This is a genomic window from Mycobacterium sp. (assembly GCF_035314665.1).
In the GTDB taxonomy this organism is placed as follows: Bacteria; Actinomycetota; Actinomycetes; order Mycobacteriales; family Mycobacteriaceae; genus Mycobacterium.
Map to the genome: position 1 here is coordinate 1 of NZ_DATFZD010000012.1, position 9,330 is coordinate 9,330.

Here is a 9,330-nt window from a genome sequence, read left to right on the forward strand (position 1 = left end):
GTTGTCACCAACCCGTCGGGCGGGCTGCTGTCCAAGGGCCACCCGCTGGGCGCAACAGGTTTGGCGCAGTGCGCTGAATTGGTGTGGCAGTTGCGCGGTCAGGCAGGGGCCCGCCAGGTCGAGGGCGTCACGCTGGCGTTGCAGCACAACATCGGACTCGGCGGCGCCGCCGTCGTGACCCTCTACGAGAAGGTGAGTTGAACCAATGCCGTTGGACCAGAACGTGATCGGCAAGCAACTGCCGCCGGTCACCATGACCATCGACGCGGGCCGTCTGCGCTTCTTCGCCAAGGCGATCGGTGAAACCAATCCGGTCTTCACCGACCTGCAGGCGGCCAACGCTGCGGGACACCGCGATCTGCCGGTGCCGCCGACCTTCCTGTTCGGCATCGAACTGGAGCGCCCTGACCCGTTCGATTGGTTAGCCGGCGTCGGTGTCGACCTGCGGCGGGTACTCCACGGCGAGCAGTCCTTTACCTACCACTCGCCGGCGGTGGCCGGCGACGTGCTGACCGCGACCCCACGGATCGCAAACGTGTACAGCAAGAAGGGCGGAGCGTTGGAATTCATTGAGAAGACGTCGATGGTGACTCGGGAGAACGGCCAGTTGGTCGCCCAGCTGAACAGCGTGATCGTCGTACGGAACCCGGAGCCACCCCAGTGACCGCCGCGCCGATCATTGAGGTGGGTAGCGAGCTTGCTCCATTGGCGGTCGGGCCGATCTCACGGACCACGCTGGCCTTGTTCGCCGGCGCGTCGGGCGATCACAACCCGATGCACATCGACATCGACGTCGCGCGGTCGGCCGGCTTGGACGACGTCTTCGCTCAGGGCATGCTCTCGATGGCCTACCTGGGCCGGCTGCTGACCGATTGGGTTGACCCGCGGGCGATTCGCCGCTACCGGGTGCGCTTCGCCGCGATCACGCCCTTGCACGGTGAGCCAACCGCCACCGGCAGGATCACCGCGATCGACGACGTCGACGGCGAGCGGCGCGCGGCTCTCGAGCTCGCCGTCACGCTCGCGGACGGCACTGTCACCCTCACCGGGGACGCCGTCGTCGCGTTGTGACGCCACGCCGCGGAAATCAGCATCCTCAAAACAAACGAAAAGGATTGTCAACCATGGGAACTCTTGAGGGAAAGGTCGCCATCGTCTCCGGCTCAGGCCGCGGGATCGGGCGCGAGATCGCACTGAAACTGGCCAGCGAGGGTGCGAAGGTGGTGGTCAACGACCTCGACGCCGAGCCCGCCAAGGAAACCGTCGCCGCGATCGAGTCCGCCGGCGGAGAGGCCGTGACCTGCGTCGGCAACGTCACCGACGCCGACTTCGGCGAACGCTTCGTCGCGGCCGCGGTCGACAACTTCGGCGGCCTGGACATCATCGTCAACAACGCCGGCTACACCTGGGATTCGGTGATCCAGAAAATGACCGACGAACAGTGGGACGCCATCCTCGATGTGCACCTCAAGGCGCCGTTCCGGATCCTGCGGGCCGCGCAGCCCGTCATCGCGGCAGCGGTCAAGAAGGCCAAAGTCGCCGGGGAGCCTGTCCCCTGCCGCAAGGTGGTCAACATCTCCTCACTGGCCGGCACGGGCGGCAATGCGGGGCAGGCGAACTACTCGTCGGCCAAGGCCGGGGTGACGGGTCTGACGAAGGCGCTGGCCAAGGAGTGGGGACGCTACAACGTCACCGTCAACACGGTGGCGTTCGGGCTGATCAAGACCCGGCTCACCGAGACCCCGGCCGGCGGCGAAGGCACGATCGAGGTGGCCGGCAACGAGATCAAGGTCGGCGTGAATCCGAGCCTGCTCGCCGCCATGGAGCAGATGGTGCCACTGGGCCGCGGGGGTACTCCGGCTGAAGCCGCGGGCGCGGTGTATCTGTTCTGCATCCCCGAATCCGACTACGTCAGCGCGCAGACCCTCGTCTGCGGCGGCGGCTTCAGCTTCTGACGACGACGATGACCACGGGTGCGTACCGGTCGGCCTGGGCCGACGACGACGTAGTGGCCCTCAGGGACATGGCGACCAAGTTCTTCCAGACCGAGGCACTCCCGCACCGGGAACGGTGGGCCGAGCAGAAATGCGTCGACCGGGAGTTCTGGATCAAGGCAGGCCGCCTCGGCTTGCTGTGCTCGTCGGTCCCGGAGGAATACGGGGGCGGTGGCGGAACGCTGGCCCACGAGTTCGCCATCATGCAGGCCCAAGCCGCCTGCGGGGAGACCGGGTTCGGCAACCAGGTCCACAGCGGGCTGGTCGCGCAGTACATCCTCGCCTACGGCACCGAAGAGCAGAAGAAGCGCTGGTTGCCCGGGATGGCGACCGGGGAGTTGATCAGCGCCATCGCGATGACCGAGCCCGGCGGCGGATCCGATCTCAAAGCGCTGCGCACCAGTGCGATCCGCGACGGTGAGCATTACCGGCTCAACGGTGCGAAGACGTTCATCTCCAATGGCAGCTCGGCGGATCTGATCGTGCTCGTCGTGAAGACCGATCCCGCCGCCGGCGCCAAGGGAGTGTCGTTGATCGTGCTGGAGACCGCCGACGCACCCGGCTTCCGGGTCGGTCGGGTGCTCGACAAGGTCGGGATGAAGGCACAGGACACCGCGGAGTTGTTCTTCGACGACGTCCTGGTCCCGGTCGGCAACCTACTCGGTGTCGAAGGCGCCGGTTATGGCTACGCCATGCGCCAGCTGGCGCACGAACGGCTGGTGGTCGCGGTCTGCGGCCTGGCCACGCTGGAGAGCGCCGTCGAGGAGACCGTGGCGTACACCAAGAACCGCGACGCCTTCGGCAAACCGCTGTTTGACATGCAGAACACCCGGTTCGAACTCGCCGAATGCGCCACGGTCGCCCGGATCGCGCGGGTGTTCGTCGACGACTGCATCCAGCGGCACCTGCGCGGTGAGCTGGACGCGACGACGGCGTCGATGGCGAAAGCCTGGGTGACCGATATGCAGGTCCAGGTCATTGACCGATGCGTGCAGTTGTTCGGCGGCTACGGGTACATGATGGAGTATCCGATCGCCCGGATGTTCATCGACTCGCGTGCGCAGAAGATCTACGCCGGCGCGAATGAAGTCATGAAGGAACTGATCGCGCGCTCGCTGTAGCGCCGGATCGAGGAGCAGACATGTATCTAACCCAGTCGCTGCATCGCAGCCTCCAGCAGACCCCTGACCGCCCCGCCACGATCTACCGGAACCGCGTCCGCACGGTGGCCGAGTCAGCTGATCGCATCGCCCGCCTCGCCGCTGCGCTGTCCGATTTGGGTGTGCAGGCAGGCGACCGGGTCGGTATCCTCGCCCTGAACTCCGACCGGTACCAGGAGTACTTCTACGCGGTGCCGTGGATGGGAGCCGCGCTCAACCCGGTGAACGTCCGTTGGAGTGCCGTCGAGATCGCATACTCGCTGGCCGATTCCGACACCCGGGTCCTGTTCGTCGACGACGCGTTCGCGCCGATGATTCCCGCACTGCAAGAACAGTTTCCGGATCTGGGTGCAGTGATCTACTGCGGCGACGGCGAACGGCCCGCCGGCACGCTGGGCTACGAGACCTTGATCGCCGAGCACGGCCCCGGCGAGGACACCCGCACCGGAGGCAACGAGTTACTCGGCGTGTTCTACACCGGCGGCACCACCGGCCACCCCAAGGGGGTGATGCTCTCGCATAACAACCTGCTCACCTCGTCGATCGGCAGCCTCGCCTCCGGTCAGTTCATCACGCCTCGCGGGCGATTACTGCACACCGCACCGCTGTTTCATCTCGCCGGCATCGCCGCATGGGCCGCGGGATGTTTGGTCGGCTCGACGCATGTGATCGTGCCCCTGTTCAGTCCGGCCGAGGTGTTGAAGGCGATCGCCGAGCACGGCATCACCGACGCCTTGCTGGTGCCGACCATGATCCAGATGCTCGTCGACGACCCGGCCGTCGGCGACTACGACCTGTCGAGCCTGCTGCATCTGGTCTATGGGGCGTCCCCGATCTCTGAAGCGGTGCTGGAACGGGCCCGCAAGGCCTTTCCAGCGGTCGGATTCACGCAGGCCTACGGCATGACCGAACTCTCGCCGGTCGCGACACTATTGACACCGGCTGACCACGACGACCCGGCGTTGCGGCGATCGGCGGGTCGCGCCGCACCGCACGCCGAGGTGCACATCGTCGATCGTGACGGGCGTGAGGTGCCCCGCGGCGAGGTCGGTGAGATCATCGTGCGCGGCGACAACGTGATGCTGGGGTACTGGAACCGGCCCGACGATACCGCTAAGGCGGTTCGGGACGGCTGGATGCACACCGGTGATGGCGGCCGGATGGACGAGAACGGGTATGTGTTCGTCGTCGACCGGATCAAGGACATGATCATCACCGGCGGCGAGAACGTCTACTCCGCCGAGGTGGAGAACGCGTTGGCAAAGCACCCGGCGATCGCGGCCGTCGCGGTGATCGGGGTGCCTGACCCCGACTGGGGCGAACGGGTGCACGCGGTGGTGGTGCTGCTGCCAGGTCACAGCGTTAGCGAGGAGCAGCTTCGCGCACACTGCAAGACACTCATCGCCGGTTACAAAGCTCCGCGGAGCGTGGACTTCGTCGATGCCATGCCGATGTCGGGTGCCGGCAAGATTCTCAAACGCGAACTGCGGATGAAATATTGGGGCAACACCACCAACCAGGTTTCCTGATAAGCGAATGCATCAAGAGCGTCAAAGCCATCGGACGGTAGGGGTGATATGACGGCTGGACCGGTGCAGAAATCTGTGGTTCAGCCTGCGCGCGGCACCCGCCCGTCGAACCGTCGGCAGCTGATCATCGACGCGGCCACGGATCTGTTCTGCCGCAAGGGATACGCCAACGTGGCCATGGGAGATGTGGCCGAGGCGGTCGCGATCGGACCGTCGGCACTGTATCGCCACTTTCGCGGCAAGCAGGACCTGCTGGCCACCGTCGTAGGAGCAGCGCTGGACACCCTCGACGATGCGTTCACCGCAGCACAGGACGAACGGTTGCCCGATGTTTCCGAGATGCTTGCCACCACTGTGCTCAGGCACCGAGGCGTTGGGCTGCTGTGGCATCGCGAGTCGCGGCAGCTCGCCCCAGCCGACCGCAGGGAATTCCGCACCGCGATCGACCAGATCGCCGCACGGTTCGCCGCACTAATCCGTGCACGGCGCCCCGGCCCGGATGCTATGGAGGCAGAGTTGCTTGCCTGGTCGGGGCTGGCGGTCGCGACCAGCGTGTCGCTGCACAGCCTTGTCCTGCCCGAACCCGAATTCACTACTCTGCTGAGCGAATTGATCTCCACCGTTGTCGACTCCCCGTTACCTCCTCGACAATCGGCGCCGACCCACGCGACGACGTCTGGGATGGTGCGCACCCAAGCCCGCCGTGAAGCGATTCTCACCGAAGCGACAAAGCTCTTCGCGGCCAACGGGTTCGCGGGGGTGAGCACAGAGGACATCGGTGCCAGCGTCGGCATCAGTGGTCCCAGTGTCTACAACCATTTTCCGGCCAAGTTAGATATCTTGCTGGCGGCCATGCTGCGTGGCGACGAATGGCTGCGCCTGGACATGAATCGCGCATTCGCCCAGGCATCGGATCCCCGCGATGGCCTGAATCGTCTGCTCGACAGCTACTGCGCCTTCGTCCTCGACAACCCGCACCTTCTCCAGGTCCTCGTCTCCGAGTCAAATCACCTGCCCGAACCCGAACGACATCGCATCAGAGCCGCTCAACATGCCTACATCGACGACTGGGTCAACCTGCTGGCACAGGTGCACCCAGGTTGGGACGCCACACACGCCCGCATCCGAGTGCAGGCCGTGCAGACCATGATGAACGACATCGCCGCCGTGCCCGAGTTGCGCGAATACTCAGACGTCGAGTCCGCGTTGGTCGCTATCGGCGCCGAGCTTCTCGCCATCAACGACGGTACGGGTTCCACATGATCACCGAGGACCGCGCCTGCTTCAGCGGCGTACACATGCGCGACAGCCTGGATTCGTGCATCGGCTGTGGGTGTCTGTCGTTGAAGCGGTGCGTGATCTCCAACCCCGCTGTCGCCGTGGGGGGCGGGGTGGGTACCCGTTGGGTGGTGGGTGGTGGCCGGTGGCCGGTGGGTGGTGGCCGGTGGCCGGTGGCCGGTGGCCGGTGGGTGGTGGCCGGCGGCCGGTGGCTGGTGGGTGGTGGCCGACATCGAACTCAGCTACGCGACACGCCGGGCGGGCGTCGCTGAGTTCAATCTCGGGGCCTGCGAAGAACCTTGATCGTTCAGCTGATGGTGCTGACACCGCCGTCGACGGGGATCACGGCTCCCGTGATGTAAGCGCTGGCCCGGCCGGCCAGGAACACCGCGATGCCTGCGATGTCGTCAGGCCGTCCGATGCGGCCCAGCGGCAATTGAGCGCCGACGGCCTCGGCACCGGCCGTCAACAACGTCTTCGTCATCTTCGACTCGAAGAGGCCGGGAGCGATCGCGTTGACCAGGACGTCGGGGACGAGTTCGCGGGCCAGGTGGCGGGTCAGCATGTGGACCGCGGCCTTGCTCGCGCTGTAGGCGAAGTTGTTCATCCCGGGCCCGGGCGGTCGCAGCCCGTCGATGCTGCCGGTGTTGATCACGCGTGCCGGGTCGTCGGGTGCGGAGCCCGCTTTCAACAGCGGCAGTAAAGCGCGGGTGAGCAGGAAGACACCCTTGACGTTCACGGCGAAGACCTTGTCGAACGCCGATTCCGGGTATTCCTCGAACGCGGCGCCCCACGCCGCCCCGGCATTGTTGAACAACGCGTGGATCGCGTCCTCCCGCTCGCCCAGCGCCGTGGCGAGCGTTTCGACGCCCGCGGCGGTTCCCAGGTCAGCGGGAATCGACTCCACCGGACCCAGCGCCGCCAAGCCCTCGACGGCGGCGCCGAGCTCGTCGGCCTTGCGGCTGGACAGGTACACCTTCGCGCCGGCCCGCAGCAGCCCTTCCGCCATCATCAGGCCGATCCCGCGACCGCCTCCGGTGACGACCGCGACCTTGCCGCTCAGGTCGAACAATTCGGGGCCCACGGCGCCTCACTTTCCGTCGAACGCGATGATCTGGCGGACGGCGAGGCCGTCGGCGAGCTGATCCATCGCCTCGTTGATCTGGTCGAGAGCGATGGTCGACGAGACCAACGACTCGACGGGAAGTCGGCCGGACCGCCACAGCTCCACGAACCGGGGGATGTCCCTGGCAGGCACCGCCGATCCCAGGTAGCTGCCGATGAGAGAGCGTCCCTCGGCGACGAATCCGAGCGGCGAGACGCTGATCCGCGCATCGGGCCGCGGCAGGCCGACGGTGATCGTGCGGCCTCCCGGTGCGGTCAGGTCGATCGCGGTTTGCAGCGCGATCGGATGGCCGGCGGCTTCGATGACCACCGCGGCCTTCAGCCCCTCGTCGAGGGCCTCCTGCGGCGTGTAAGCCGCGTGCGCGCCCGCGCGTCGGGCCATGTCGAGCTTTTCGGGAAGCTGATCGACGGCTACCACACGGACATCGTCATGCGCGGCGGCGGTGAGCATTGCGGCCATGCCAACACCTCCCAGCCCGACGACGACGACCGTCTGGCCGGGTTGCGGTTTCCCGACGTTGACCACGGCGCCGCCGCCGGTGAGGACGGCGCAGCCGAGCAGGGCCGCGACCGTCGGCGGCACGTCGGAATCGACGGGCACGACGGATTTGCGGTCCACCACGGCGTAGGTCGCGAACCCGGAAACTCCGAGATGGTGGTTTACGGGCAGGCCGTCGCGGGTGAGCCGCCTCCCGCCGCACAGCAGAGTCCCCGCGTTGTTGGATGCGCTGCCGCGTTCGCACGGCGTGAGCCCGTCCGTGGCGCACGCGGCGCAGCGGCCGCAGCGCGGGAGGAACGTCATCACGACCCGCTGCCCGACCGCCAGGTCAACATCGGCTGATCCGACGCGCTCGACCACCCCGGCGGCTTCATGCCCGAGCAGCATGGGCACCGGCCGCACGCGGTTGCCGTCGACGACGGACAGGTCGGAGTGGCACAGTCCGGCCGCTTCGATGCGGATCAGCAGTTCGCCGTCGCCCGGCGGCGCCAGGTCGAGTTCGTCGACGGTGATAGGCTTCGATTCGGCGTATGGCCGTGGGGACCCGATCCGCTCGAGAACCGCTCCCCGGATTCTCATGCCGCGGACGGTACCACTGGGGAGATGCCCGACTCGGCCGTCGGGGAGTTAGATGCCCGACTCGGCCGTCGGGAGACAATGCCCGATATGAGCATCGAGTCCGGTGACGAACGATCGCTTACCAGCCGGGACTTCCCGGTTCACTGGCCCGTGCTGACCCGCTGGACCGACAACGACATGTTCGGCCACCTCAACAACGCGGTCTACTACGAACTCTTCGACACCGCCATCAATGCGTGGATCAACACCACCACTGGAATCGATCCTCTGACCATGCCCACCCTCGGCGTCGTCGCCGAGTCGGGGTGCCGTTATTTCGCCGAATTGGCCTTTCCCGAACCGCTTGCCGTCGGCCTCGCGGTCACCCGGCTCGGACGGAGCAGTGTGACCTACCGACTGGGCGTGTTCCAACCGGCAGCCGACCGGCTCGGCGACGGCGCCGCGCAGCCGGTCGCCGCCGTTGGGCACTGGGTTCATGTCTACGTGGACCGGACAAGCCGGAGGCCGGTTCCGATACCCGAGCCGATTCGCGGGCTCCTGCGCACAGCGTGCGTGCCGAGCGCATCCGAGACGAACAGGCCGGAGTAACCAACTACACCGGCGGGTATGCGGGTGGCGGGTAGTCGCCCCTCAGCCCCCAAGCCCATGCGTTGAAGAAGTACTCGATTTCGTCGCTGGCGTCATAGTCCGGATTCGGATCCATACGACCACTCCTTCATATGTCGGCTGCCTCGGAGTCTAACCCGCGTCGAACACACCGGAACTGGCGCTGCGAAAATCTAACTATCCAACCGGTTGATTGGTCGGCGGTGGCACCGAAGGCCTGCATATAGTGAGGCGCCATGTCAACAGCAGACGGCAGCGACAGCGATGCTCTTCGCGCAAGCGGCTCATCGGGGTCTGATGCTCTTCGCGCAAGCGGCTCATCGCGGGAAAACGGAACCGCGAACGAACTCTCGCGCCGCGAGGAGCTGCTGGCAGTCGCCACCAAGCTGTTCGCGGCCCGTGGCTATCACGGCACCCGCATCAACGATGTGGCCGACGTGGTCGGGCTGAACAAGGCCACGGTGTACCACTACTACGCCAGCAAGTCCCTGATCCTGTTCGACATCTATCGACGGGCCGCCGACTCCACCGTTGCCGCGGTGCACGACGACCCGTCGTGG

General features: G+C 66.3%; 13 protein-coding genes. 10 read left to right on the forward strand and 3 right to left on the reverse strand.

All coding sequences use genetic code 11. The annotated features are described in order from the left end of the window. The 8 genes from VKI00_RS00890 to VKI00_RS00925 all read left to right on the forward strand — a co-directional run. On the forward strand, positions 1 to 201 hold a 201-nt coding region (locus VKI00_RS00890), incomplete at its 5' end, for a thiolase C-terminal domain-containing protein (RefSeq protein WP_414687089.1). Positions 202 to 205: 4 nt separating this feature from the next. Next, complete coding sequence (locus VKI00_RS00895; RefSeq protein WP_324434563.1) at positions 206 to 664, forward strand: MaoC family dehydratase N-terminal domain-containing protein; 459 nt, start codon at positions 206 to 208, stop codon at positions 662 to 664. Between the two features lie 14 nt (positions 665 to 678). After that, positions 679 to 1,071, forward strand: a complete 393-nt coding sequence (locus VKI00_RS00900) for a MaoC/PaaZ C-terminal domain-containing protein (protein WP_414687090.1) — start codon at positions 679 to 681, stop codon at positions 1,069 to 1,071. A gap of 53 nt (positions 1,072 to 1,124) precedes the next feature. Then, positions 1,125 to 1,955 carry an SDR family NAD(P)-dependent oxidoreductase gene (locus VKI00_RS00905; protein WP_324434567.1) on the forward strand — a complete coding sequence of 277 codons (831 nt, stop codon included), beginning with the start codon at positions 1,125 to 1,127 and terminating at the stop codon, positions 1,953 to 1,955. Positions 1,956 to 1,963: 8 nt separating this feature from the next. Beyond that, on the forward strand, positions 1,964 to 3,115 hold the full coding sequence (locus VKI00_RS00910; protein WP_324434569.1) for an acyl-CoA dehydrogenase family protein: 1,152 nt from the start codon (positions 1,964 to 1,966) through the stop codon (positions 3,113 to 3,115). 20 nt (positions 3,116 to 3,135) lie between these two features. Beyond that, on the forward strand, positions 3,136 to 4,683 hold the full coding sequence (locus VKI00_RS00915) for a long-chain fatty acid--CoA ligase (RefSeq protein ID WP_324434571.1): 1,548 nt from the start codon (positions 3,136 to 3,138) through the stop codon (positions 4,681 to 4,683). A 48-nt stretch (positions 4,684 to 4,731) separates the two neighbouring features. Further along, positions 4,732 to 5,946, forward strand: a complete 1,215-nt coding sequence (locus VKI00_RS00920) for a TetR/AcrR family transcriptional regulator (protein ID WP_324434573.1) — start codon at positions 4,732 to 4,734, stop codon at positions 5,944 to 5,946. Beyond that, on the forward strand, positions 5,943 to 6,233 hold the full coding sequence (locus tag VKI00_RS00925; protein ID WP_324434575.1) for a hypothetical protein: 291 nt from the start codon (positions 5,943 to 5,945) through the stop codon (positions 6,231 to 6,233). Before VKI00_RS00920 ends, VKI00_RS00925 begins: the two co-directional genes overlap by 4 nt. A 35-nt stretch (positions 6,234 to 6,268) precedes the next feature. Here the strand turns inward: VKI00_RS00925 and VKI00_RS00930 are convergent, their stop codons facing one another. Then, entirely contained in the window at positions 6,269 to 7,045 is a 777-nt protein-coding gene (locus tag VKI00_RS00930) for an SDR family oxidoreductase (protein ID WP_324434577.1), read from the reverse strand. Positions 7,046 to 7,051: 6 nt separating this feature from the next. Further along, the gene (locus VKI00_RS00935; protein WP_324434579.1) at positions 7,052 to 8,164 is read right to left on the reverse strand and encodes an alcohol dehydrogenase catalytic domain-containing protein; all 1,113 of its coding nucleotides are present in this window, start codon (positions 8,162 to 8,164) and stop codon (positions 7,052 to 7,054) included. A gap of 87 nt (positions 8,165 to 8,251) precedes the next feature. Here VKI00_RS00935 and VKI00_RS00940 point away from each other — a divergent pair, with 87 nt between their 5' ends. Further along, a complete protein-coding gene (locus VKI00_RS00940; protein ID WP_324434585.1) occupies positions 8,252 to 8,752 on the forward strand; it encodes a thioesterase family protein in 501 nt (166 codons plus the stop codon). Positions 8,753 to 8,756: 4 nt separating this feature from the next. Here the strand turns inward: VKI00_RS00940 and VKI00_RS00945 are convergent, their stop codons facing one another. Beyond that, positions 8,757 to 8,867: a hypothetical protein gene (locus tag VKI00_RS00945; protein ID WP_324434581.1), complete on the reverse strand. Its 111-nt coding sequence runs from the start codon at positions 8,865 to 8,867 to the stop codon at positions 8,757 to 8,759. A 139-nt stretch (positions 8,868 to 9,006) separates the two neighbouring features. Here VKI00_RS00945 and VKI00_RS00950 point away from each other — a divergent pair. Next, positions 9,007 to 9,330: TetR/AcrR family transcriptional regulator (locus tag VKI00_RS00950; protein WP_324434583.1), on the forward strand; the 324-nt coding region annotated here is incomplete at its 3' end.

What these genes read in the sequence shown, in the direction of transcription:
- VKI00_RS00905 (WP_324434567.1), top strand. Translation starts at nt 1,125, where the DNA reads ATGGGAACTCTTGAGGGAAAGGTCGCCATCGTCTCCGGCTCAGGCCGC.
- VKI00_RS00910 (WP_324434569.1), top strand. Translation starts at nt 1,964, where the DNA reads ATGACCACGGGTGCGTACCGGTCGGCCTGGGCCGACGACGACGTAGTG.
- VKI00_RS00920 (WP_324434573.1), top strand. Translation starts at nt 4,732, where the DNA reads ATGACGGCTGGACCGGTGCAGAAATCTGTGGTTCAGCCTGCGCGCGGC.
- VKI00_RS00895 (WP_324434563.1), top strand. Translation starts at nt 206, where the DNA reads ATGCCGTTGGACCAGAACGTGATCGGCAAGCAACTGCCGCCGGTCACC.
- VKI00_RS00940 (WP_324434585.1), top strand. Translation starts at nt 8,252, where the DNA reads ATGAGCATCGAGTCCGGTGACGAACGATCGCTTACCAGCCGGGACTTC.
- VKI00_RS00915 (WP_324434571.1), top strand. Translation starts at nt 3,136, where the DNA reads ATGTATCTAACCCAGTCGCTGCATCGCAGCCTCCAGCAGACCCCTGAC.
- VKI00_RS00925 (WP_324434575.1), top strand. Translation starts at nt 5,943, where the DNA reads ATGATCACCGAGGACCGCGCCTGCTTCAGCGGCGTACACATGCGCGAC.
- VKI00_RS00935 (WP_324434579.1), bottom strand. Translation starts at nt 8,164, where the DNA reads ATGAGAATCCGGGGAGCGGTTCTCGAGCGGATCGGGTCCCCACGGCCA.
- VKI00_RS00945 (WP_324434581.1), bottom strand. Translation starts at nt 8,867, where the DNA reads ATGGATCCGAATCCGGACTATGACGCCAGCGACGAAATCGAGTACTTC.